The following is a 25,181-nucleotide window of genomic DNA, read 5'->3' as shown; positions in this document are numbered from 1 at the left end:
AAGCCCGGCGCCGAGAATGCAGCTCGCACTAAGTGCGGTCAACCGGATAGCGCGGGCACGTATCGATGGCGGCGGTGGAACCTTCGCCATTCTTTGCAGGACCTTCGGCATGTCAGTTTCGTGTTCCTCCCGGTCTGCTGCCTCACTCCTGAAGCAAGCATCTGATGCGGAACGATGCGCCCTGACCTGCTGTTAGGTCAAACCCGTCGACGGCTTGCGTGCACATGTCCCATATGCGCCAGATTGGGAGATCAAGACTTCATAAACATCATGCCCGTGGTGACCAAACGACACTGCAGCACGCCCCTGACGCCACATAGTGTTGCTTCGATCATGGGACATCTATGCCCATATGACATAGCGTCAATTATTAACGAGGAGATTACCGCGGTGAGGTTTCTGCCTGCCGGTAAACGGGCCGAGAGAACGTCAGGAAGCCGATGGCGATCATCCGGGATCGCTGCTGTGCTTGCTCTGGCAATGACGGGGGCCGTGGTGCCGCCTGCCGCGGCGTGGACGTTCCCCAAGCCGGAGGGGGAGGTCTGGACTCCCCCGAGCACACCTCTGGGAGACGGGACCAAGCCGGTCCGAGGCAGTGACGTCCGGACACCTGGTGCGAAGCCGGTCGGCAAGCCTGCCGACTGGACGCCCTCGGTGGCCGCGCCCGTGGTCACCGGGACAGAGACGGTCACACTCGGGGCCGACAGCGCCGAAGCGAAGGCCGCCCGTTCCGCCACTGGCGGCGCCTCACCCGCCTCGGGAGGCGCGACGGGCTCCAAGGCCGGGGCCCTGCCCGTGAACGTCGCCCCAGGAGCCGGCGCGGGCGAGAGCGCCCGCACCGTGAGCGTCCAGGTGGTCGGCGCGGACAAGGGCAAGGCTGCCGGCGTCGCTGCACCACTTGTTGCGATCTCCGACATCGACGCCACACCCGCCGCTGGCGGGCGTACCGCGAGCGTGACGCTGGACCTGAAGGGTCTGCAGGCCGCCGGATGGTCTGACCGGGCCGCGGTCGTCGCGCTGCCGGCCTGTGCGCTGACGAGTCCGGAACGGTCCGAGTGCCGTACCCAGACACCGGTGCCGTCCAAGACCGATGGGCACAGGAACGTCACTGCCGACGTCACCCTTCCTCCGGCCTCCGCCAATGAGCCGGCCTCCGGCAAGGGACGAAGCGGCGCGGTGAAGGCCTCGTTCACCACCAGCGCTCCCGCCCTGGCGGCCACCGGTGCCAGCAGCACGGGTACGGCGCTGGTGCTCGCGGCGACGCCTACGCCGTCCGGCGCCGGGGGCAACTACACCGCGACGCCGCTGTCGCCCTCTGCGGGCTGGAACGCCGGTTCCAATGTCGGCAACTTCACCTACAGCTATCCCATCGAGGTACCGCCGTCCATCGGCGGGGCGGCCCCGGTTGTCGGCCTCGGCTACAACTCCGCCGCCGTTGACGGCCGGACCTCGGCGACGAACTCGCAGTCATCGTGGATCGGCGACGGCTGGGGCTATGAGCCCGGCTTCATCGAGCGGGCCTACCGCGGCTGCGACCAGGCCGGGATCACCGGGTCTCGGGACCTGTGCTGGGGCGGTCAGAACGCGACGCTGTCGCTCGGCGGCCGCTCCGGCACGATCGTGCGCGACGACGCCACCGGTACCTGGCATCTGCAGGACGACGACGGCTCCAAAGTGGAACAGTTCACCGCCGACCCCCGGACGGTGAACGGCGTCGAATACCGGGACGAGTACTGGCGGATCACCACCACCGACGGCACGCAGTACTACTTCGGCCGCAACCGACTCCCGGACGGCGGCGGCACTGACAGTCCCGCCAACTCGGTCCTCACCACACCCGTCTACTCGCCCAACAGCGCCGACCCCTGTTTCAAGGACGCATCCGGCAACGGCTCGTGGTGCCAGATGGGCTGGCGCTGGCAGCTCGATTTCGTCGTCGACGCCCATGGCAACCTGACGACGTACAAGTACGCCCTCGAAGGCAACACGTACAACCGCGGCGGTGCCCAGAACGGCGGCAACGGCACCCTGACCGACTACCAGCGTGCCGCGTACCTCAAGGAGATCGGCTACGGCCAGCGCCTGGAGGACCAGAGGGCCGCCAATGGCAACGCCAACCCGGCCGCCAAGGTCGTCTTCAAGGTCGACGAGCGATGCAAGCCCTCCGGTGCGATCACGTGTTCCGAGGACCAGCGAACCGCGGCCAACGCGGATGCCTGGCCCGACGTGCCGATCGACCAAATCTGCACCACAAGCGGCACCTGCTCGAACTACGCTCCGACGTTCTTCACCACCAAGCGGCTGACCGCCATCACCACCCAGGTTCTCGTCAACGCCGCCTACCGCGACGTCGACACCTGGGCACTGTCCCAGTCACTCGCCGACCCCGGCGACGGTACCAAGCGCACCCTGCAGCTCGACTCCGTCCAGCGCACCGGATCCAACGGCCAGACGCCCCTCAGCCTGCCGGCCGTCACATTCGCCTACAGGATGATGCCCAACCGCGTGGACGGCCTCGTCCCCGCGTCGCCGATGTTCATGCGCCCCCGGCTGCAGGAGATCGGGACCGAGACCGGCGGGCGAATCAACGTCCTCTACTCCGATCCCGAGTGCTCCCGCGTCAACAACCACATGCCGGCGTCCGAGGACAACAACTCGATGGCCTGCATGCCGGTCAAGTGGTACCTGCCCGGCCAGTCCTCGCCCGACCCGGTCAACGACTGGTTCAACAAGCCGCTCGTCAGGAGCGTCGTCGAACAGGATCTCGTCGGCAATCCCGCCATCGGCAGGACCACCGAGTACACCTACAACGGCGGTGCCGCCTGGCACCGCAACGACGCCGAGTTCACTGACCCCAAGACCCGTACGTGGGACAGCTTCCGCGGCTACCGGTCGGTGACCACCACCACCGGTAGCGGCTCCTCGAGCGAGGCCCCCAAGACCCAGCAGACGGTCACCTACCTGCGTGGCATGCTCGGCGACTACCTCGCCAACGGCACCAGCCAGCGCACGGCCCAAGACACCGACGTCCCCAGCCCGCTCGGCGGAACCGTCACCGACAGCGACTGGCTGAGCGGCCGGGTCGTCGCGACAGAGGTCTACGACAAGGCCGGCGGAACGGTCCAGGCGATCTCGGGAAGCACATACAACGGGCAGCAGGTCACCGCGACCCGCACCCAGAGCGCCGGCGCGCCGAATATCTACGCGCGCTACCCGGACTCCCAGGTCACCACCGTCTCCAAGGCCAGGCTGGCTGACGGCAGCTGGCGCACCAGCACCGCGAGCACGACCACCGACCCCGCCCATGGCAACCGCGTGACTCAGGTCGACGACAAGGGAGACGGCACCACCGCGACCCCCGAGACCTGTGTTCTCACCAGCTACGCGAACAGCACCGATCCCCAACGCCTGACCCTGGTCTCCGAACAGGTCAAGATCCAGGGCAGCTGTGGCACGACACCCACTGCGGCGAACACCCTGAGCGGAGCCCGCACCCTCTACGACGGCAAGGCCTTCGGCCAGGCCGGCACGACCGGTGACCCGACTAGTGAGCTGGTCCTCGACCACCACGACCCGAACGGCCAGCCGGTCTACGCCCACAACGGCACCGTCACCTACGACAGCTACGGCCGGCCCCTGACCGCGGCCGCCACCGACGGATCCACCTACAACGCCGCCGGAACCCAGCTCAGCCCCGCCAGCCTCACCCCCGCCGTGACAGCGGTGTCCTACACCCCCGCGGCCGGCACCCTGCCGTCCGAGGTACGGACCACCGGCCCGATGGGCGCGTCCTGGGCCACCACCGTCACGCAGGACCCGGCGCGCGGCTCACCGCTGACCAGCAAGGACGTCAACGACCGTGTGACAACCGCGCAGTACGACGCCCTCGGGCGCGTCACCGCGCTCTGGGCCCCGGACCGGCCGACCGCCGAGCTCCCGAGCCGGAAGTTCACGTACTCGGTCAAGGGCGCGGCGGGCCCGTCCACCGTCAAAACCGAGTGGATCAACGATGACGCGGCCACGTACTCCGCGAACATCGACCTGTACGACGGTCTCGATCGCCTCCGCCAGAGCCAGCGCACCAGTGACGCCAAACCGACCGGGCGCCTGATCACCGACACGGTCTACGACACACACGGCTGGGCGATCAAGACGTCCGACCCGTACTACGAACAAAGCTCGTTCCCCACCGAGTCGATCTTCATCCCGGCCAACGACGGACAGGTTCCGAGCCAGGCATGGAACACCTACGACGGCAACGGGCGCATCGTCCGCTCGGAATTCCGCTCGTACGGAAACCTCCAGTGGGCCACCACCATGGCCTACCCGGGCGCGGACCGTACCGACATCACCCCGCCCTCCGGCGCCGCACCCGCGTCAACGGTCACTGACGCCCGGGGGCGCACCACGGCCGCCTGGCAGTACCGCACGCCCACGGCCACCGGCAACCCCGCCGACGCCGACATCACCACCTACAGCTACACGCCGGCCGGCCTGCCGGCCGCACACACCGACAGCAGCGGAAACACCTGGACCTACTCCTACGACCTTCTGGGCCGCCAGGTCTCGGCGACCGACCCGGACACCGGAACCAGCCAGACCTTCTACGACGCCAAGTCCCAGATCGACCACACCACCGACGCCAGGGGCAACACCCTCGCGTACACCTACGACCTGCTCGGCCGCAGGACCGGCCTCTACAACGGCAGCGTCGCCCCGGCGAACCAGCTGGCGTCCTGGACCTACGACACGCTGGTCAAGGGGCAGCCAACTGCCTCCACCCGCTACGTCGGAGGCTCCGGCGGAGCGGCCTACACCACCGCGGTGACGGGCTACGACACCGCCTACCGCCCGCTCGGAACCTCCGTCACCATCCCGGCCGCCGAGGGCGCGCTCGCCGGGACCTACACCACCGCCAACACCTACAGTCCGGTCATCGGCTCCCTGACGAAGCTCAGCATCCCCGCCGCCGGCGGGCTGCCTGCCGAGACCGTGAGCATGGGCCGCACCATCACCGGCCTGCTGACCTCCTCGGCCAGCCTCAGCAAAGCCGTCGTCGCCCAGGTCACCTACGACGCCCTTGCCCGCCCCGTCCGCACGACGGTGGGCGAGTACGGCAAGCAGGTCGTCTCCACCCAGCAGTACGACTGGGCCACCAGCCGCGTCATCAACTCCTTCGTCGACAAACAGCTTGGCACCGCCTCCGTCGACCAGACCACCTACACCTACACCCCCTCCGGCCGCATCACCTCCATCACCGACCGCCAGGACGCCACCAACACCGACACCCAGTGCTTCACCTATGACCACCTCGGCCGGCTGACAGGCGCCTGGACCGACACCGGAGGCACCTCCACCACCGCCGACTGGACCGACTCCTCCGGGACCGTCCACGGCACCGGCAGCTCCACCACCGTCCCCGGCATCGGCGGCTGCCAGAACGCCACCAGCCCAGCCATCGTCAGCCCCGCCGGCCGCACCGTCGGCGGCCCCTCCCCCTACTGGAACACCTACAGCTACGACGCCACGGGCAACCGCACCGGCCTCGTCCAGCACGACATCACCGGCAACAGCCTCAACGACACCACCACCACCCAAACCTTCGGAGCCGCCAAGAGCCGCAACACCCCCACCACCGCCCCCAACACCGGCGGCGGAACCGGCGGACCCCACGCCCTGCTCACGTCCACCAGCACCGGACCCACCGGCACCAAGGCCGTCTCCTACCAGTACGACGCCAAGGGCAACACCACCGCCGTCACCGACACCAACGGCACCATCACCCTGACCTGGAACGGCGAAGACAAACTCGCATCCAATGCCACCACCGCCCAGGCCGGTGCCACGACCTACCTGTACGACGCCGACGGCAACCAGCTCATCCGCCGCAATCCCGGCAAGACCACGCTCAACCTGCCCACCGACGAGCTCACCCTCGACACGGCCACCGGCACGATGAGCAACGTCCGATCCCTCGGCGCGCCCGGTGGGCTCACCTACACCCGGGTCACCGCGGCCATCGGAGGCGGCAAGGTCCTCATCCAGTCCTCCGACCCGCACGGCACCAACAACGTCCAGGTCAACACCACCGCCGGACAACCCGTCACCCGCCGTCCCGCCGACCCGTTCGGCAACCCCCGCGGCACCCAGCCCAGCGCCTCCGCATGGGCCGGCACCAAGGGATTCGTCGGCGGAACCAAGGACAACACGACCGGCCTCACCAACCTCGGCGCACGCCAGTACGACCCGGCCACCGGCCGCTTCATCAGCCCCGACCCGCTCCTTGACCCCGCAAGCCCCCAGCAATGGAACGGCTACGGCTACAGCAGCAACGACCCCGTCAACCGCAGCGACCCAAGCGGCCTCATCGACGGCGACTGCGCCGAAGGCCGATGCGGAGGCCACTACAGCGCCCGCCAGGACGACGGCAGCGGACCCCACCGCGACGCAGCGGTCGAACAAGCCGAGTCCACCGACCCCATCATGCTACGCGGCCTCGTCCAGGTGCCCAACAGCATGCGCCACGACAGCAAATTCTACTCACAGTGGCAGAAATTCATCCATGACGTCGACCGCCGCGCCTACAAGGGCAACGACATCATGCGATCCGAAATCGCCGACGCTGCACTGAAGGCCTGCGAGAAAAGCAACTGCAAGGAACTCGCCTACTTCTGGTCCCTCCAAGCCAAATGGAAGATCCAGGACGGCGAAGTCGGCGGATTCGACGAAATCCTCGGCGGCAGCACCGCCGGCTTCCGCGCTGGCCTCGAAGGGCGCGGAGGGTCTACACCAAATCCGACAGGAAAGGCGACGTCAAAGTCCTCGTCGGCCTGCGACTGTATTGCTGACTCCACTTCAGATCTGAAGATGGCCAGCCCCAAGAAGGTCTATCGCGGCGAATATGGAAGCGCAAGTCCAGACGGAGTGTTTGCCAATGGATTCAAATCCAAGCCGGGCAACGCCTCGCTCTATGACTATGTGGCATACAACACGCCCGCTGGCGTGACCGGAACCTCCAAGTCCATGTCGCAGGCAGTGGCATTCACCAATCAGCCGGGGAAGAACGGAGCGAAGGCTGGATGGCTCTATGAGATCCGCAAGCCCGGCACCGGAATTGACGTAAATGCATCACTGGGAAAGCGGGTCCCCTACCCCAGCGAGAAGGAAATTGCCTTTATTGGCGGGATCGACGGGTCGCGAATCTATCGGGCCCGGCCATATAATTGGAACATGCCGGCTGGCGACTGGGTATACAATCCAAACTTCGGCGGATGATAATGGCAACTGAATTTCAGATCGGCGTACTGGATGCCAGCAACACTCGAGAGGAGATGTGGAAACTCCGAGCAGAGGAAGATGGAGAGTACAGGGTCGAGCTCGCAAGCCCAAATGGCGCGATATGGAGCGCCGCCGGGGATGACCTGTTCGAAGCACTCAAGAGCGTGAGGTTGCAGATTGAGCCCTTGGGCTACTTGCTGCTTTGCAACGGCGCACGGATCGATGCCCATCCTTCGGGGATGTCGCGCGATACCACCGGGGGGCGCACCCTTTATCTATTGAAGGCAAGAGCCGCGCGAACACGTGTATTCATCTTCGATCGCGCAAATCCGGCCGATGTCGGGACCGTGGCAGATCAGCGGGAGTTCTATCAGGCTTGGCTCAGAACTCCCCGACGTCAGCGGTTGATCGACCGAGCGAGAGATGCCGTACTTGAATTGCGGGTAAGGTGGCGTGATCGTTGACGTCGGCTCGAACTGAATCGGCTCGCATCCAGTCGGCCTGGAACCGCACAAATATGGTCTGATAGCAAGTAATCATGGAGCCCTGCCGGACAGTTATCCGGTAGGGCTCCATGGTTCCCTGGCGGCAGTACTGAACTTGACTGGTTAGTGTCGGGCTGTTCGCCGGACAACGCGCAGGTGGTTTCGGTACTCCTGGGGTGGTGAGATATCCGCAGGACCGCGTTTTGATCGACACTGAGCTTGTTGTTTAACCTCGGCGGTCACTCGACCTGCTGACTCTGCGGTTCTTCCCGGGACAGCGGAGACGGCCGTTCTCCACGCTTCGAGATGTCGAGTCACGAAGCACGAGAGAACGGCCGCTGCCCATGAGTCTTGCCGTCGACGCACCCGCACGCCAAGCATTGGCCCTCTTGTCCCGCTTTCGGGTTGAGTTCTACGAATGCCTCTACGCCCGCCCGGACGCACTCTTCGAGCTCACCGAAGCGGTGCTGTGCGCGGACGGGCCGGTGAAGACCCTCGTCGAGCTGTCGCTCACAGCTGAGCACCAGCGCGGGCATGGTGCCCTGTACTCCGCGCTGGACCGGGGCTGGCTGGAGCCGACCCGGCTGCGTCGCATGCTGGCCGGCCTGCCGCTACCGAAGGCGGCCGACGGCCGGATCGTGCTGGCTGTCGACGTAAGCAACTGGCTCCGACCCGACGCCCCTACCAGCGACGACCGGCTCTTCTGCCACGTCTACGGACGCGGCGACCGCAAAACGGACCAGCTCGGTCCCGGCTGGCCGTACTCTTTCGTCGCAGCCCTGGAGTCCGGCCACACCTCCTGGGTCGCGCTGCTGGACGCCGTGCGCCTCGGGCCGACCGACGACGCAACCGCCGTCACCGCCACCCAACTGCGCGATGTCATCGAGCGATTGACACAGGCCGGGCACTGGCAGCCGGCCGACCCGGAAATCCTGATCATGATGGACTCCGGTTACGACGTCGCCTACCTCTCGCATGCTCTCGCGGACCTTCCGGTCGTGCTGGTCGGACGCCTGCGCTCGGACCGCGTCATGCTCCGCGACGCAGGCCCTGCACGCTCAACCCCGAGAGGCGGGCGCCCGCGCCGGCACGGCGACGTCCTCACCTTCGCGAAGCCCGAGAGCTGGCACCAGCCCGAGGTCACCACGATCACGAATACCACCCGCTACGGCGTCGCGCAGGCGATCGTGTGGGACCGGATGCATCCCAGGCTCACCCACCGCGGCCCCTGGCTGGACCACGCCAAGGAAGAACTTCCCATCCTGCACGGGACATTGGTGCGGTTGAAGGTCGATCGCCTGCCGGGCGACCGGGACCCGAAACCGGTCTGGCTGTGGTGCTCGGCCGCCGCCACCGGCGCGGACGTGGACCGCTGGTGGCAGTCCTTCCTGCGACGCTTCGACCTGGAACACACCTTCCGCCTGATGAAGCAGACGCTCGGCTGGACCGCACCGAAGATCCGCCACGCCGACAGCGCCGACCTGTGGACCTGGCTCATCATCGCCGCCCACACCCAACTCCGCCTTGCCCGGCCGCTGGCCGAAGACCTCCGCCGCCCCTGGGAACGACCCGCCGAGCCCCGCCGCCTCACCCCCGCCCGGGTAGGGGCGGGGGTTTCGCAACCTCAGCCCGACCACCGCTCGCCCAGCGGCAGCACCGAAACCGTCCATGCCTGGCCCGAGACGGCCTCCCGGCTCGAAGAACAAGCAGCGAGCCACACGTCACGACGTCGGAAAGACGGCCAGACGCGCCGGATCGATCAAGGAACACCAAGCCCAACGGGGATAACCCAAGCTGAGACCGCGTTTGAGATCTGCCGTGCCGCGAGGCTGGCGGGGTCGTTGAGCTCTGTGTGAGTGGTTCTGGGGGTGGGTATCCGTCGGACCTGACGGATGAGCAGTGGGCGTTGGTGGAGCCGTTGCTCCCGCCGGCGCGGGTGGGTCCGAAGGGTGGTCGGCGGGAGAAGTATCCGCGGCGGAGGATCGTGGACGCGAGCTTCTACGTGGTACGGACCGGGTGTGCCTGGCGGCAGCTGCCGAAGGACTTCGCACCGTGGCCGACGGTGTACTGGTATCTCACGTGGTGGCACGACGACGGCACCGTTGAGCGCATCCATGACGCCCTGCGCGGCAAGGTCCGTGAAGCCGACGGTCGCGACGCGGAGCCGAGCGCCGGGCTGATCGACCTCGCAGTCCGTCCGCACTGCCGACACCGTCGCCGCGGCCACCAGGGGCTTCGATGCGGGCAAGAAGGTCAAGGGCCGAAAGCGGTTCATCGTCACCGACACCCTTGGCCTGCTGCTGGCCGTCCACGTCGTCGCGGCGAGCATTCAGGACCGCGACGGCGCGAAGCGGCCCTTGCTGTGGACCAGGCTCGACCACCCGGTGTCCGGAAGGTCTGGGTCGACCAGGGCTTCGCCGGCCGCCTGGTCGAGTGGACCGCCCAGATCCTTGGCCGCGACCTGGAGATCGTCCGCAAGGAGCCCAATCAGCGCGGATTCCAGGTCCAGCCCAAGCGGTGGGCGGTGGAGCGCACCTTCTCGTGGCTCACCGCCCACCGGCGCCTTGCCCGGGATTACGAGACCAGCCCCGCCCGCTCGGAGACGATGATCCGTTGGGCGATGATCGGCATTATGGTCCGCCGACTCACTCGAGGGCGCCCAGCCGCCCGACCAGGACCGCGGCGTCTGCTACTCATCGATCCGTGACTGGGCCCGTGAGAGTCTCGATGTCCGGGCGTGAACAGGCATCACGCTTCCACGTAAGACTCACCAGCTCGTCCGGAGGCCGCACCCCACCCGACACCGCAGACACGAACTCCTTCACGTCCTGCAGTCCGAGTAGAGGTGCCTGGCCGCGGAGGTAATGCATGGCCGCTGTCGTTCCGGAGGAGCGAAGGAGCTCCTGGAGCGCGATGACCAGAGGGTCGGACGCCGTTCCCCCTCTGACCTGCCGGAGGTAGAGCACTTCCCAGTCCTCAGCCATCGTGGTGGCCGGGACATGGTGGATACTCCCGTCGTGCCGGTCCACCAGGTAAGGACCGCTGCCTACCAGGTTGTCGCGCAGATCACGGGTACGGGCGTACTCCGCCGAGTTCCAGAAGACGAGCCAGCCGACCGCATGCTCCTCCACGCGATAGACGGCCAGCTCCGGGACCGGCCCCACCCATGTCAGACGCTCTCTGGCCAACAGGGACTCGACAAGCCCGACGGCACGTTCCTTGGAGATCACACCCCTCATCATTCACCCCAGGTCAACCGGGTTTCCGAGCTTGCCCACGTCGCCAACTGAGATCTCAAACGCGGTCTGAGAGGGCGTTTGCTCTTCAAAAGCGCTGAGATATAGGGGATTTGACCCTCAGGCGGCCGGTTCCCAGAGTGGCTGACGAGACATGTGCGGTGGTCGGGCGTGCTGATGCGAACAGCACGCCCGACCTGTCCGACTTCCTCCTGTCTCATCCCAAGACACCCGGATGCGACCCTTCGCCTTACGGTCTTGGCGCCACCTCTGGCCGGAGCCCGCCTGGAGCGGTACGCCAAAGGCATGACGCCGCGGAAACCGTACCCGAGCGACCTGTCCGACGCCCGGTGGAAACTGGTCGAGCCCGTACTGGCAGCATGGCGTTCCGAACGCCGGGCCAGAGCCCTGGATATCGGGCGGCCACCCGAGCACGACCTGCGGGACATCCTCAACGCGATCCTGTACGTGGACCGGACCGGTATCCCCTGGCGTTACCTCCCGCACGAGTACCCACCCTGGGCCACCGTCTACGGCTACTTCGCAAAGTGGCAGCGTGATGGCGTGTTCGAGCAGCTCAGCGGTCTCCTGCGGCGACGCGTCCGTGCCGCCGACGGCCGAGCCACCGAGCCGACCGCGTGCGTGATCGACGCCCAGAGCGTGAAAACCGCGCCCACAGTGCCCGCCGCCAGCCAGGGCGTCGACGCCGCCAAGAAGATCGTCGGCAGGAAACGCAGCATCATCACCGACACCCTCGGCCTCCTGCTCGCCGTGCTCGTCCCGGCCGCGAGCATGCAGTACTCCATCGCCGGCACCCAGCTGCTGAACCGGGCCGCCGCCGCCCACCCCACCATCAGCAAGGCCTGGGTCGACGGCGGCTACCGCCAGCACCTCATCGAGCACGCCGCCACCCTCGGCATCGACATGGAAATCGTCCACCGCGACCCCACGACCAAGGGATTCGCCCTCCTGCCCCGGCGCTGGTGCGTGGAGCGGACCTTCGGCTGGCTGATGCTCCACCGCCGCCTGGTCCGCGACTACGAAGCCCTGCCCGCCCGCTCCGAAGCGATGATCCACCTCGCGATGATCGACAACATGACCCGCCGCCTCACCAACGAATCAACGCCAACGTGGCGAGGCACCTGAACCGGACATCACGGAACCCGCGAGATCAAACGCCCTCTCAGAGGTTCTGCAGGTAGGCGGTGTGGACGGTGAAGGCGGCCTGCTCGGGGGCGTCGTGGAGCATCGCTTCCTGGGTGTGGACGTGGCCGATGAAGTGGCCCTCGTACACCGCCACCCACCGGTGGCCGATGCCGGGTAGGCCGCGCTCGACCCAGCCGATCTGGTGGCCCTCGCCCGTGACGGGGTACGGGCAGACAGCAACGGCGCGCAGCCAGTGCACGATGCACCGGCTGCGCGCCGTCGTCGCTTTGTGGTGTCAGGACATCAGGTGGTCATAGCCGTCCACCAGGAGTTCGCCGTATTCGAATTGCTTCCCGAGGGTTACGTACCGGTCGTACTGGCCCTGGGAGATCCGGGGGCCGAACTTGGCGAGCGCGCGGAGAAGGAGGCGGAACGCCAGATCGGGGCAGACCTGGGCCGCGACCTGGTTGAGGGCAGGCACGACACCGGGAACGTAGCCGCCGAACGCGTGCAGTGATCCCTCGGTGATCCCGACGGAGACCAGCAGGATCTCGTCCAGGACGGCTCCTGTCAGGTGGCTGTACGGGCTGGGTAGCGCGCATTCCTCGATGTCGCTGTCCTCGGTGCGCAGTCGCTCGCGGCTGAAGCGGACGATCCGGCGGAGCCAGTCACGGCCGTCATGGCCTTCCCGACGGAGGTCGTGGAAGGGATGGGTGGCCGCCGACCAGAGCGCCTCGATCTGCCATGCGGGCAGGCCGGCGGCTTCCAGCCGCAGGGCGTCTACGAGGATCGACTCGGCGAGCCAGGCAGGGTTGCGGGCCAGGTAATCCGCCAGGACCTCGACATCGCTGCCTTCGCTGCGCCAGTGCGAGTGAAACGCCTCGCCCATGAGGGAGAAGCCGAAGTCGGACGCGCCGCCGAACCGTTCTGTCATGAGACACCGCCGCGTGGAAGGGGGAAGATGGAGGTCACGAACCAGCCCTTGGGGTGTTTGTTCGGCCCCTCGGTGTAGTCGATCTTGACCCGGACCTCGACCTTGGTGCTGGAGGGGGCGGATACGCCCCCTCCACCCTGGCGGTAGACGTCGCCGAGGGAGGTCAGTTTATTCCCCTTGGCGTCGAGGACGCTCACCTCTGCGGTGAACGTGAACTCGGACTTCCTGAGACGCTTCGCCTTTCCGTACTCTGTGGCCCCCTTCGACAGCCAGGCCTGCTTGAGTGCTTCTTCCGCGGTGGCGAGGTCGGTGAAGACTCCGTTGACCCCCTTGGTCTCGGCCATGGCCTGAGCACCGTTGGGGGTGACACCCATGGGGGTGCCGTTGTTCCCATAGGGACCCTGGGCGACGTGGTCGCTGATGGTGTGGTGCAGGGCGGGGTTTTTCAGCTCGTCGTTGAGCAGGTAGAAGCAGTTGTGGACGAGCACGTCAGGCTCCTGGCCGCCGCCGGTCCGCACGAAGAAGGTGTGCGGTCCGTCAACCGTCAGGTCGTAGACCGTCTCCCGGGGCAGGCCGGTCCGATCGGTGATGCTGGTGATGGCCTGCGGGGTGTTGTCCGAGGCCCGCAACCGGTCTCCCGGCCGCAGGGCCGAGGCAAGGGTCCAGCCGCTCTGTTCGGTGTAGAGGCGGTGGCCGGCCGTGGTGGAGAGCGTGCTGCCGTCCCCCAGGGCGACGTCCACCAGGCGCTGCGTGGTGTGGGCGAAGGTGGCGGTCACCGGTTGCGGCTGCGGCTTCCCGACTGCGGGGTCGGTCGCGAGCACCCGGTCACCCGTCCGGATCTCATCGATGGCCTGGTAGGAGCCATCGGCCAGCAGGACTTGGGTGCCCGCCGGGAAGCTGTTGCCCTCACACGATTCGTAGACGTATTTCTCAGCTTGCAGCTCGTCGCGAAGCTGACCGACGAGACCCGGGTCGACATTTGGGAGCTTGCGCACCGCCTCGAAGGCCTCTTCGGAGCCGACGCCGTCCTTGAAGGTGTTACGGAAGGCCGCAACGGCGTCGACCGTGGCGATCATCCTGGTCTTGATCGCGTCGCTGTAGCCGTCGAGCGCGGCCTGGACGGCGAGCTTGGCGTCCTCGAGGCCGACGCCTGATTCGATGGCGAAACGGAGCGCGACAATGCCCTTTACCCCGCGCAGGAGCCTCTCGTAGGGAATGAAGTTGGACGCTGCCCAGCCGCAGGGAGAGTTGAGACCCGGCTCCTTGAAGCAGTCGATGAAGTCACCGAAGGCGATCCGCTTCAGGATCTCGCGGTCGCTGACATACGGCACCTTGACGGTGGTGTCGTACTGAACGTCCTTCAGGTTCTGGGTGTCCAGAAGGACGGTGTCCCAGACGCTGTACTTGCCCATGCATGCAGCGATGGTGAGGTTCGGCTCGGGGCAGGTCCTCAGGATGTAGTCGACCGTGCCGGTGACCTTGACGGTGACCGGCTCGTCGCACACGAGCTTCTTGTTCTCCTCGTGCCACCCCCCGGGGAAGAACTCGAGGATGATCGGCTCGTAGAGGACGCATTTCCGCCCGTCCTCACTGACGACGTTCTGTTTGACATCGTCCCGCATCACAGCCTGGACATAGGAGACATGGCCGTTCTCATCGACGACGGCGGTCCCGCTCTCCAGTTTGTCCGCGCCCGAGGTCGCCTGCTGCTTTGACATGATCAGCTGGGCGGCCTCCCGGGCGGCCGCGTACGCTTCGTCCCTGCTCTTGGCAGCGGCGGCAGCGGACTTCTTGGCCTCGTCGGAAGCGGTCTTCGCGTCGGCCGCGAACTTGCTGGCTTGGGTGGCGTAGCCAGCGGCCATGGCCGCCGAGACGGAGGCGCGGCTGGCGGCGTCGGTGGCCGAGGAGGCGGAGGCCTGGGCCTGCTTGGCGTACTGGGCGGCCTGTTGGGCCGAGGCCTGGGCGGCCTGGGCCGAAGCGGCGGCCTTGGCGGCCCAGTCGGCGGCGGTGTTTGCGCTGGTGCGGGCCTGGTTGGCGTAGCTGGCGGCTTCGTCTGCGGCGCCGCGGGCGGTGGCGTACGACTGGGCGGCGTCGGCCGCGTGCTGGCGGGCGAGGGCGACCTGGCCGTCGATGGTGGCGAGGTAGGAGGCGATGGTGGCCACGTGGGTGGCGGTCAGCGCGTCGCGTTCGCGGGCCTTGATCAGGCCTGATTGCAGGAACGGCTCGAGACGGTCGGCGGGGCCGGACATGACGGCCTGGGCCGCTGCCTGGACTTCGGGGCCGCCGGTCGCTATCGCCTGGGTGACCAGGACGCGGTTGTCGTCCTGGCGGGCCTTGTACTGGCCGGTGGTCAGGAACGCTCGGACGTCGTCGATGGTGCCGTTCAGCGCCTTGCCGGCGGCCTCCTTCACGCCCGGGCCGCCCGCGGCCATGATCTGGGAGAGCTGGACGCGGTCGTCGTCGTCCTTGCCCGGGTACTGCCCGGTAGTCAGGAACGCGCGGACCTGCTCCGGCGTGCCGACGCTGGCGGTCTCCGCGGCCAGGCGCAGCTCGAGTTTGCCGGGGCCTTGGGCGATGGCGAGGGCGCTGGTGCGGTCGTCGTAGCTGCGGGCGGTGGTCAGGTCGGTGGTGAGGAAGGCCTGGACGGTGTCGTCGTCGCCTTCGAGGGCGCTCTGGGCGGCGGCCTTGGTCCAGGGGCCGGCGGAGTCCATGAGGCGCAGGGCTGCTTGGCGGCCCTTGAGCGCCGCGGTCTTGGGGTCGGTGCCGGCGGCAGTGGCGTCCTTGATCAGCTGCTCGGTGTCGGCGGCGAGCTGGGTGGCCTTGCCGGATTCCCAGGCGGCGGTCTTGGCCTTCTGGTCGGCCTGTCGGGAGGCTTCCTCGGCGGCGGCCATCTCGGCGGCCTGCTGGGCGGCCAGGAGTTCCGTGTCACTGGCGCGGGCGACGTCGGCGATCTTGTGGGCCTGCTCGGCGGAGCTCGCTGCGGAGTCAGCGGCGGCACTCGCGGCGGTAGCGGCGGCCTGGGCGGTGTTGGCCCAGGTCGCTGCGTTGCCGGCATGCGACGCCGCCTCGTCGGCCGCTGCCGCCGCCGCGTCGGCGTGCGCCGCGCCGGAGTTCGCGGCCCGTTGGGCGTCGGCGGCAGCGGCTGCGGCGTCGCCCGCGATCTTGACGGCGGCGTTGGCTGCGCGGGTGGCCTCGGCGGCCGCGCTCTTGGCGCGGGCTGCTGCCTGGCGGGCGCGGTCGGCGGCGCCGCCTGCCTCGTCGGAGTAGCCGGCCGCCTCCAGGGCGGCCTGGGCGGCGGCCGCGGCGTTGACGCCGGCGGAGGCGGCGGCCTGCGCGGCGATGCCGGCCTGGGCGGCGGCCCGGCCGGCCCACTGGCTGGCCTCGCCCGCGGTGCGGGCGTCGGAGGCGGCGTTGCGGGCGGTGACGGCGGCGTTGCGGGCCAGGTCGGCCTTGCTCGCGTCGCCGGCTGCCCCGCCGGCGGCGACCAGTGCCCGGGCGGCGGCGTCGCCGGCCTTGGTGGCGGCCGACGCGGCATCGGCCGCGGCGTTGGCGGCCTGGCGGGCTGCCTCGTTGGCGGCCTTGGCCGCGGTGGAGGCGGTCTGGGCGGCGGCTGCGGCCCGGGTGGCGGCGTCCGCCGCGCGCCCGGCGGCGTTGGAGGCCTGCCCGGCCGAGCCCTGGGCGGCCTTGGTCTCGGCGGCGGCGCGTTCGGCGGCTTCCTTGGCCAGCTTGGTGGCGTCCAGGGCCTTGCCGGCCGCGTCCTTGGCGGTCTGGGCCTGCTGCCCGGCCTGGGTGGAGGCGTTGGTCGTCAGGTCCGCCAGCTGGGCGACCGTCAGGGCCTCCTGGTCGTGGGCGGCGGCCGTCTGGTAGCCGTACTGGAGGAACAGCTGGACGTCTTCCATGGTGCCGTCCAGGGCGGCGCCGGCGGCCTTCTTCACCTCCGGACCGCCGGAGGCCATCAGCTGGGAGAGGTGGACGCGGTCGTCGTCGTTCCTGGCCTTGAACTGGCCCTCGTTCAGGAACGCCGTAACGTCTGTCAGGGAACCGTCCATGGCTTTGCCAGCGGCGTCCTTCACCCCTGGGCCGCCGGCCGACATGATCTGCGACAGGAGGACCCTCTGGTCATCTTCGAAGGCCTTCTTGAGGCCCTTGTCGAGGAAGGCCTTCAGGTCGGCCGCGGAGCCCCTGAGCGCGGCCATGCCGGCCTCACGCACACCGGGACCGGACTTCGCGACCAGCTCCTCGATCCGCGCCCTCAGGTCCTGGTCGGCTGCAGTCGCCTGACCGGAGGCCAGGAACGCCTTCAGGTCATCGCCGGAGCCGGTCAGCGCGCTCTCCGCGGCCCGGCGCACGGCCGGACCGCCGGCCTGCCAGGCCGCGACCGCCTTGACCCGCTCCTGGTTCGGCCCGGTCGCCAGTGGTATGTCCGCCGCCACGGCCGGTACGGTCAGCAGCCCTGTCAGCAGGCCGCCGGTCACGAGCCCGGCCGCGAGGCGCGACCGGGCCCGTGATGTCAAAGACATCCTCATCGAATTCCCAATCCACCCTTGTGCAGGGCGTGCAAGTGTCTGAGGGCCACCGGCGTGTCCGATCCGGTGGCCCTGGGAAGGGCCCGGAGCCGTGCGGCGGGGCGCTCGCGCCCCGCCGCGCTCATCCCCCTTCCGCCCCGCCGCTGCGGGTGGGGCGGCGGAGGGCATCCGTCCCTGTAGCGCGGGAGCGGTTTCGGCTCTGCTTCGGCCTGACGTGGGGTGCTGCCCCGTCGGGGGTGAGAAGTCCCGGTGCGCGGTACGGGGGAAGTGAGGGTCAGCGGGGCTCACCCCAGCCGATCTTCACGTTGTCGCCGTTGTCCATGCGGAGGTGGAACTCTCCGGTCGAGGGGCGCCAGACGCCGACGTTGGCGGGGCCCGCGTTGTCCCAGTTGCCGGAGACGGGGATGTCTCCGTTCTCGCCCCAGGCGACCTTCATGACGTTGCCGTCGTCCATGCGGAGGTGGAACTCTCCGGTCGAGGGGCGGTAGACACCGACGTTGTCCGGGCCACCGTCCCAGTTACCCGCGACCGGGATGTCACCGGCCTCACCCCAGCTGATCTTGACGAGACTTCCGTCATCCATCCGCAGGTGGAACTCGCCCGTCGACGGACGGTAGACACCGACGTTGTCCGGGCCACCGTCCCAGTTACCCACGACCGGGATGTCACCGGCTCCACCCCAGCTGATCTTGACGAGACTTCCGTCATCCATCCGCAGGTGGAACTCGCCCGTCGACGGACGGTAGACACCCAGGTTGTCGGCGCCCGCGTCGTCCCAGTTGCCGGAGACGGGTACGTCGCCGACCTCGCCCCACGGGGCCGTGACGAGGCTGCCGTTGTCCATCCGCAGGTGAAACTCCCCACTGGAGGGGCGGTAGATACCGACGTTGTCCGGGCCACCGTCCCAGTTACCCGCGACCGGGATGTCACCATGCACCGGCTGGATGGAGATCTGCTTGATCCAGCCGGCCAGGTCGTCGGTGCGCGAGCTGCGGGCGCCGGTGGCGGTGTCGGTGCTGTCGAGGCAGCCGTTCTGCCCGACGGTGATGGCGACCGCGGCGAGTTCGGACCCGCTGTTCGCCGTCCGCAGGAACGGCGCGCCGGTGTCACCCTTGCAGAGCGGCGCGCTGTCGCTTGCCGGGGTGGAGTCGATAGCGGTCGCGGTGACGGCCCCGACGGTGTGGGTGGCCGTGTGCGGCTTGCCCGGGACCCATTCGCCCTTGGTCCGGCCGTAGCCGACCGCTTGGAGGCTCTCGGTCGTAGCGGGGGCACCGGTGGTGACGACCGCCGGAGTCACACCGATGACGGACTTGCCGAGCCGGGCCATGACCAGGCCGCGGTCGGCGCGCGGGACCAGCTCAATGATGCCGATGTTCTGGCCACTGATCGTGACCGAGCTTTTGACCGCAGGTGTGCCGGCGGTGACGGCCGCCGGGTCGTCTGCGAAACAGCCGATCGCGGTGAGCACCCACTGCGGGTTCACCAGGGTCGCGGTACAGCCCCGCGAACCCGCGCGACCGGGCTGACCGACAGTCAGGGTGCCGACCGCGGGGTACTCCTTGTCCGGGGCAGGGCCAGCCGGTCCGTCAGTGGCGTTGAGCTCGAGCAGCGTAGTGGCGCTGCCCGCGGCCCCGCCTTCGCCGATCGGAGTCCAGACGTTCTTGGCGACGTCGAAGGTGGCGGCGTTGCCGTCGGTGCTCACCGTCGCCTTGACCGTGTGGTCATCGCCCTTGATGTTGTAGACCTTCGGGATCTCCAGGGCCAGGTACCCGGTCGGCCCGGTGATCTTGAAGCACACCTCGCTCGGGTTGGCCGCCCGGGTGAACAGCTCGACCAGGCCCGGGCCTGACGCGCAGTCGGCGAGCAGGATGTGCCCGTCCCCGGACTTCAGAGTGATGTTCCGCTCCGCGAGGATCTTCGCGGCACCCGGATATGAGAAATCCTCCACCGCCAGCGGCGCCGTGGCCTCAGCCGCCGAAGCCGCCATCGAACCGGCCATCACAGGTATTGCCAGAATGGCGGCAAGCGGCCATACCATTCTACGAACCATTCGCACAAGCACTCCCAAGAATGACATGCCAGGGAAGCGCTGACGCCCCCCAACGCACGCGAATTGCCGATCAGAGCTGCTGGCTCACGATCTTGATCCCAAAGACCGCCCGGTCCGCGGCATCAAGGCCTCTGGCAGCGGACATGCCGCCTTCGAGCAGCAAGGACGGCCCTCAGACTCGAATGAGTCACTTCAGATATTGATCCCAAAAAACAATATTGGTACTACGCAAGCACTGCTCAAACGCTCGTGGCCCGACCTGCAGGTTGCCGAGCGATTACGCCCTCAGCCGGTGGTGCCTTTCGGCTCGCGGCCACAGCCGTGGTGTCCGGCCGCCGCGACGGCCGGGTGCAACACTCGCATCCGAGGTCCGCCCCGCTCCGGTACAGGAGGAACCGGAGCCGTGGACTCGCCCACGGCGCCTGGTCCCCTGCGGCTCACCCGACCATCCCGAGCCGGAGCGATCACGACAAGAAGCACTCGCAGCTCCGCACGGTGATCCGCGTCATCCTCAAGTCCCCTCCTCTCCTTCCTCCGTACTGCAGACCTGCACGACTGCGTTCGATGCCGGACGTCGCCGCTGACCCGGAGGGAAGCTGGAGGCCCTCCGTCTGCACGGGTGTCGCCAGCCGTGCAGCGAAGACACCCGCCTGGTGCCGCCCGCTCCGGGAGCCGTGGCCGGCCCGATGGAGGGATCGTGACCGGGGGGCGTATCACGGAGATAACATGACGCGAAGATCGTTTCCGGACAGGCGCGGGGGCGCCTGGGCAGCTGGGGGGTAGCGGGTGCGCTTCACTGTCCTCGGTCCGATGACCGTTCACGACGGAGCCGAGGAACGGCTCGTGAGCGGGAGCAGACTCCGCTCGTTGCTGGCCGTCCTGCTGCTGCACGCCAACCAGCCCCTGTCCACGGACCGCCTCCAGGACATCCTCTGGCACGGCATCCCGCCCGCCTCCGGGACTGCGGCAGTACGAAACCTGGTGGCACGGCTTCGGCACGCACTCGCCGACGACACGGCCACCAGGCTGGCGGCGACGCCGCTCGGCTACCGGCTCCACGTGGCAGCCGGCGAACTGGACGGCCAGGTCTTCGACCGCCATATCGAGCTCGCACGGGCCGCCCTCTCGGCCGAGAACTGGAACTCCGTCAACCGCGAGACGAGCGCCGCGCTGGCCCTGTGGCGCGGAATCCCGCTCGCCGAACTGCCTGAACTCGACGAGGCACACGCTCCGCGCCAGCGCTGGCAAGAAGCACGGCTGCAAGCGCTGGAATGGCGCCTCGAGGCGCGCATACGCCTGGGCGGCTGCGCCGGCGTCGTCCCCGAGCTGACCCAGCTGGTCGACGAACACCCGCTTCGTGAAAAACTCCACCACCTGCTCATTCGCGCCCTCCACGAGGAAGGGCACCGAGCGCAGGCGCTCACCGCCTACCAGCATCTGCGTGCGACCCTGCGCGACGAACTCGGCATCGAGCCGAGCCCCACGGCGCGCATGCTTCACCAGGATGTCCTACGGTCAGGAACGTCCCCGGATCCGCACCCTGCACACGACCGAGCGCCGAGCCAAGCGATCGGAAGGCCGACTGCAACTGGTCTGATGCCCGCGAGGACTCCCACCGGCAGCAGGACGAAACCGGCGTCTGCGGGGGCGGCCCCCTACCAGAGCCGCACCATGAGGTGGACCGCTCAACTTCCCGCCGATACGGCCGATTTCACCGGACGTACGCACGAGTTGACCATCCTCGTCGACCGCCTGCGCGCCGCCGCGGACGACGGCACTGCCTGCACAACGGCCGTCACCGGCATGGGCGGCATCGGCAAGACAGCACTCGCCGTCCACGCGGCACATCAGGTGAAGACACACTTCCCCGACGGCCAGCTGTACGTGGACCTGCGGGGATTCGGAACAAGTGCCCCTCGCACCGCCCACGATGTCCTCGCCGGGCTGCTCACGCTACTCCTCCCGGATCGCCAAGGCCGGCCGCTGCCCGACGACACCGGCGACCGGGCGGCCCTTCTGCGCGGAGCCCTCGCGGGCCGCCGCGTCCTGCTCGTGCTGGACAACGCCCGCGACGCCGCCCAGGTCCTTCCCCTGCTCCCCGGCCAGGGCAACTGCGCAGCAATCGTCACCAGCCGCAACACCCTCGCCGCCGTGCCCGGTGCCCTCCAGGTACGCCTGGAGCCGCTCGACGTGGACGAGCAGCGGTCACTTCTGGCGGCGTCGTGCGGGCAGGAGCGCGTCGGGGCCGATCCCGATGGCGCGCTGCGGGTGCTGGCTGCCTGCGCGGGACTTCCCCTGGCGCTGCGTATCGCGGCGGCACGGCTGGCGGCACGGCCATCCTGGTCGCTCAGCGTCCTGGCACAGCAGATGGAGGGCAGCCGGCGTCTGGGCTCGCTGACGGTCGGGCATCTGGGTGTCCGGGCATCGCTGACACCGAGCTACCTCGCACTGCGCGACAGCCCGCAACCCGTGGAGCGGGAGACCGCACGGGTGTTCCGGCTTCTCGGGTTGTGGCCCGGTGTGGCTTTCGGGGTCCAGAGCGCCTCGGCGGTCGCGAACCTCCCGACCGCTGAAACCGAGGACATCCTCGAGCTCTTGGTGGACTTCCAGCTTCTGCAGAGTCCGGAGCCGCTGCGCTACCGGTTCCACGACCTGGTGGCCGAATTCGCCGCCGAACGCGCCCAGGACGAGGAGCCGGCCGATTCCCGCGACGCCGCGCGCACTCGCCTGATGGTCTGGTACGCAACCGCCCTCCAGGCCGCGAGTGCGGCCATGGCACCCGGGCAACGGAACAGCACCCCCGTGGTCGAGGCCCCGCCGGCTCCCATTCCCGCCTTCGACGGCCACGAACAGGCCCTGACCTGGTGCACCCGGGAGTACACCCACATCGCGGAGGCCATCCGCCAGGCGGCCTCCTCGACGCGCCCTGATCTGGCGTGGCGAATCGCCGCCCAGCTCGCTGGGCACGCCTCATCGCACTGGTGGACCGGCGACGCCGAGAACTGCATGCACCTGGCCCTGGCAATCGCCCGGAAGCACGGCGACCGAATCGGGCAGACCAGGATGCTCGAGACCATCGGGACGTGCCAACGCCGCGCAGGACAGTGGGAGCAGGCCCAGGCGTCACTCGGGACCGCGCTGGCCATCGCCGAGGAGCACGACGCCGACACCGTCACCTCAGTCCTGTGGCAACTCGCCTCGCTTCACGAGACCAGACCCGGCAGCGCCGCAGTCGAGTACGCCTCCCGAGCCTTCGCCCGGGAACAGGTCACGCGAACCCCGGATGAACCGATGATGCACTCCACCATGGGCTCCGCACTGCTGAACGCCGCGGACTTCCGCGGCGCCGAGTTCCACCTCCGCCAGGGACTCGCCCTCTGGCGCCGCCACGGCAATCTCAACAACATCGCCACCGTACTGTCCCGCCTCGGGGAAACCCTGGCCGGCCTCGATCGCCGCGAGGACGCCCTCACAGCCCTCCACGAAGCCACCACCATCCAACAGCGCGTCGGAAACGTCGCGTGCACCGCCGACTGCCTCATTGTCACCGCTCGTGTCCATCTCCGCTTCGACGCGCTGGAGGAAGCCCGCACCTGCTGCCAACAGGCTCTAGACATCGCCTCTCAACACGACCTGCAGGACCTGATCCAGCGGGCACTCGAAGGGCTCGCCCACATCGACGGGCACGACCGAGAGACAGTGCCAGGTGTGACCCACAGCTGAACCAGACACAGGCCCGGGTCCACCCCCCCGGCCTGCGAACAACGCCAGGCCGGCGTCACCCACGCCTTCCTCTACAACCACCCCGACCCGCGCGGACGCATCGAACACCTGGCGCGCGGACCGCGAACCGCGGTCCCAGGCGCTTCGGGACGCGGTCCAAGACGCGGGTAGGGACGCCGAGTAGCGGTTCCGTCCCACCGACCCTCATCGACGAGCGCCCCACCGTCGTTGAACTCCGGGAACGGGCCGGCGACTGGGAGGGCGATCTGATCACCGGCCGGAAGAACCGCACCGCCATCGCCACGCTCGTCGACCAGAACAGCTCTCCCCTTCCGTGTGATCAGAAACCGCGTCCCTGCCCGGAGAGGCGGGGGGAGGCGGGGTTGTCAGGGCGAGCGCCAGGCCACCTCCGTCGACGGTGGTGGCCGCGCCTCAAACCAGCCCGCCGTTCGGTAGGAGGGGGCCGGCGATGGCAGGACGGACAGGATCCAGCGGCCTGCCGGCGGGCACGGGTCGCCGGGGAGGTCGCATCGATCAGCTCGACGAGCCCCGGCCGCCCGTCCAGTACGACCTCTCAGACGATGTGGCCTGCGGGCAGAGCCCTCACCTGCGGCGACCAGATCGGTTGAGACGCCTGGCTGCCGGGAATCCCAATTGATCTGGTCCGGGGCGCTTGGGTGCCGGGTGCTGTCTCGGTCGATCTCGTTCGGCTCTGCCGTTTCGCTCTGGCTGGTCTCGTTAGAATCTTCTGATCATGGACGTGATGACGGGGAATGAGATGATCGCCATCCCGCCGGGGCAGGTGACGCTGTCGGACCGGCGGACGCAACGCACTTGGTCGGTTGAGCTTGCGCCCTACGAGCTCGCGGCATTCCCGGTCACCCAGGCGTTGTACGCACAGATCACAGGTCAGCGGCCGAGTGCCGCCCATGGCGACCAGTTGCCCGTCGAGTGCGTCTCCTGGTGGGACGCGGCGCGGTTCTGCAACGCCCTGTCCCAGCGCGACGGGTTCACGCCCGCGTACCAGCTCCACGCCGACGACGAAAATGTCGAGTGGGACGCGTCCGCCGACGGGTACCGGCTGCCGACCGAAGCCGAGTGGGAGCACGCCTGCCGTGCCGGTACGGCGGGGCCGCGGTACGGGGAGCTCGACGAAATAGCTTGGTACCGCGGTAACTCGCACGAGCGCATCCAGGACGTGGGCGGCAAACGCCCCAACTCGTGGGGGATCCACGACATGCTCGGCAACGTGTGGGACTGGTGTTGGGACGTCTACGACGCCGAGGTCTACGGCACCTACCGGGTGCTCCGTGGCGGTGGTTGGTTCGATGAGCACTGGAGTTGCCGGGCCTCCGCGCGGCGCCGCAGCCACCCGACCTTCCAGGTCGACGACGTCGGATTCCGGATCGCGCGTTCCCTCGTGTGACGACCGGTTCGCGTCCGTCCTCAGACGCAATAGCCGCCGATGGAGCGGCCTGGGGGGACTCGATCATCTGCGACATCGCGCGAATCGGTCCCATTCGCTTGAGGCGCGGATCACCCGTAGGCGGTGCCGTTCGCGGCGGCGCCGCCGTGCAACTGGTGGAGCTGCTCGGCGGTCGCCAGGGTGAAGCGGTGGAGCGACACCTGGACGTCGTGGTCGGTCTCCAGATCCCCGTGCACGAACGTGTTCCGCTCGTCCGCCCCTCGGTCAGGTGTCGGGCCACTGCTAGGGCAGGTATTCGGTCGTGATCAGTGGGCCCGGGTGAGGTCCTTGATCCAGATGACCGCGCCGCGGAGGTGGAGGCCGGCGAGGTAGCTCTC

At 68.4% G+C, this 25,181-nt stretch carries 12 protein-coding genes and 1 pseudogene; 7 read left to right on the top strand and 6 right to left on the bottom strand.

The window, feature by feature from the left end; all coding sequences use genetic code 11:
* Positions 1 to 654 precede the first annotated feature (654 nt).
* The 4 genes and pseudogenes from ACFVHB_RS28465 to ACFVHB_RS28450 all read left to right on the top strand — a co-directional run bounded on the left by ACFVHB_RS28465 (position 655) and on the right by ACFVHB_RS28450 (position 10,470).
* Positions 655 to 7,275, top strand: a complete 6,621-nt coding sequence (locus ACFVHB_RS28465) for an RHS repeat-associated core domain-containing protein (RefSeq protein ID WP_380327923.1) — start codon at positions 655 to 657, stop codon at positions 7,273 to 7,275.
* A complete protein-coding gene (locus ACFVHB_RS28460) occupies positions 7,272 to 7,742 on the top strand; it encodes a hypothetical protein (RefSeq protein ID WP_380327921.1) in 471 nt (156 codons plus the stop codon). The genes ACFVHB_RS28465 and ACFVHB_RS28460 overlap by 4 nt, the downstream gene beginning before the upstream one ends.
* A 365-nt stretch (positions 7,743 to 8,107) precedes the next feature.
* Positions 8,108 to 9,551 (top strand): annotated as a pseudogene (locus ACFVHB_RS28455) (NF041680 family putative transposase).
* Between the two features lie 64 nt (positions 9,552 to 9,615).
* Positions 9,616 to 10,470 carry an IS5 family transposase gene (locus tag ACFVHB_RS28450; protein WP_380327919.1) on the top strand — a complete coding sequence of 285 codons (855 nt, stop codon included), beginning with the start codon at positions 9,616 to 9,618 and terminating at the stop codon, positions 10,468 to 10,470.
* Here ACFVHB_RS28450 and ACFVHB_RS28445 read toward each other — a convergent pair.
* Positions 10,457 to 10,993 carry a YrhB domain-containing protein gene (locus ACFVHB_RS28445; RefSeq protein ID WP_380327917.1) on the bottom strand — a complete coding sequence of 179 codons (537 nt, stop codon included), beginning with the start codon at positions 10,991 to 10,993 and terminating at the stop codon, positions 10,457 to 10,459. The genes ACFVHB_RS28450 and ACFVHB_RS28445 overlap by 14 nt on opposite strands.
* Before the next feature lie 312 nt (positions 10,994 to 11,305).
* Here ACFVHB_RS28445 and ACFVHB_RS28440 point away from each other — a divergent pair, with 312 nt between their 5' ends.
* Entirely contained in the window at positions 11,306 to 12,145 is an 840-nt protein-coding gene (locus ACFVHB_RS28440; protein WP_380327915.1) for an IS5 family transposase, read from the top strand.
* A 37-nt stretch (positions 12,146 to 12,182) separates the two neighbouring features.
* Here the strand turns inward: ACFVHB_RS28440 and ACFVHB_RS28435 are convergent, their stop codons facing one another.
* The 4 genes from ACFVHB_RS28435 to ACFVHB_RS28420 all read right to left on the bottom strand — a co-directional run bounded on the left by ACFVHB_RS28435 (position 12,183) and on the right by ACFVHB_RS28420 (position 19,604).
* Entirely contained in the window at positions 12,183 to 12,404 is a 222-nt protein-coding gene (locus tag ACFVHB_RS28435; protein WP_380327913.1) for a hypothetical protein, read from the bottom strand.
* Positions 12,405 to 12,440: 36 nt separating this feature from the next.
* Positions 12,441 to 13,079: a hypothetical protein gene (locus tag ACFVHB_RS28430; protein WP_380327911.1), complete on the bottom strand. Its 639-nt coding sequence runs from the start codon at positions 13,077 to 13,079 to the stop codon at positions 12,441 to 12,443.
* The gene (locus ACFVHB_RS28425; protein WP_380327909.1) at positions 13,076 to 17,599 is read right to left on the bottom strand and encodes a polymorphic toxin-type HINT domain-containing protein; all 4,524 of its coding nucleotides are present in this window, start codon (positions 17,597 to 17,599) and stop codon (positions 13,076 to 13,078) included. Before ACFVHB_RS28425 ends, ACFVHB_RS28430 begins: the two co-directional genes overlap by 4 nt.
* Positions 17,600 to 17,879: 280 nt before the next feature.
* Positions 17,880 to 19,604 (bottom strand): trypsin-like serine protease, encoded by a 1,725-nt coding sequence (locus ACFVHB_RS28420; protein ID WP_380327907.1) that lies wholly within the window; start codon positions 19,602 to 19,604, stop codon positions 17,880 to 17,882.
* An 861-nt stretch (positions 19,605 to 20,465) separates the two neighbouring features.
* On the opposite strand from ACFVHB_RS28420, the gene ACFVHB_RS28415 reads away from it, so the two are divergent.
* Together ACFVHB_RS28415 and ACFVHB_RS28410 are read left to right on the top strand one after the other, a co-directional pair.
* Complete coding sequence (locus ACFVHB_RS28415; protein ID WP_380327905.1) at positions 20,466 to 23,378, top strand: BTAD domain-containing putative transcriptional regulator; 2,913 nt, start codon at positions 20,466 to 20,468, stop codon at positions 23,376 to 23,378.
* Positions 23,379 to 24,132: 754 nt separating this feature from the next.
* Positions 24,133 to 24,804 (top strand): formylglycine-generating enzyme family protein, encoded by a 672-nt coding sequence (locus ACFVHB_RS28410; protein WP_380327903.1) that lies wholly within the window; start codon positions 24,133 to 24,135, stop codon positions 24,802 to 24,804.
* Positions 24,805 to 24,914: 110 nt separating this feature from the next.
* Here the strand turns inward: ACFVHB_RS28410 and ACFVHB_RS28405 are convergent, their stop codons facing one another.
* Positions 24,915 to 25,040 (bottom strand): hypothetical protein, encoded by a 126-nt coding sequence (locus ACFVHB_RS28405; protein ID WP_380327901.1) that lies wholly within the window; start codon positions 25,038 to 25,040, stop codon positions 24,915 to 24,917.
* Positions 25,041 to 25,181: the final 141 nt, after the last annotated feature.

The sequence above is a fragment of the Kitasatospora sp. NPDC127111 genome (assembly GCF_042677465.1).
Taxonomy (GTDB): domain Bacteria; phylum Actinomycetota; class Actinomycetes; order Streptomycetales; family Streptomycetaceae; genus Kitasatospora.
This window is presented reverse-complemented; position numbering and strand designations above follow the sequence as displayed.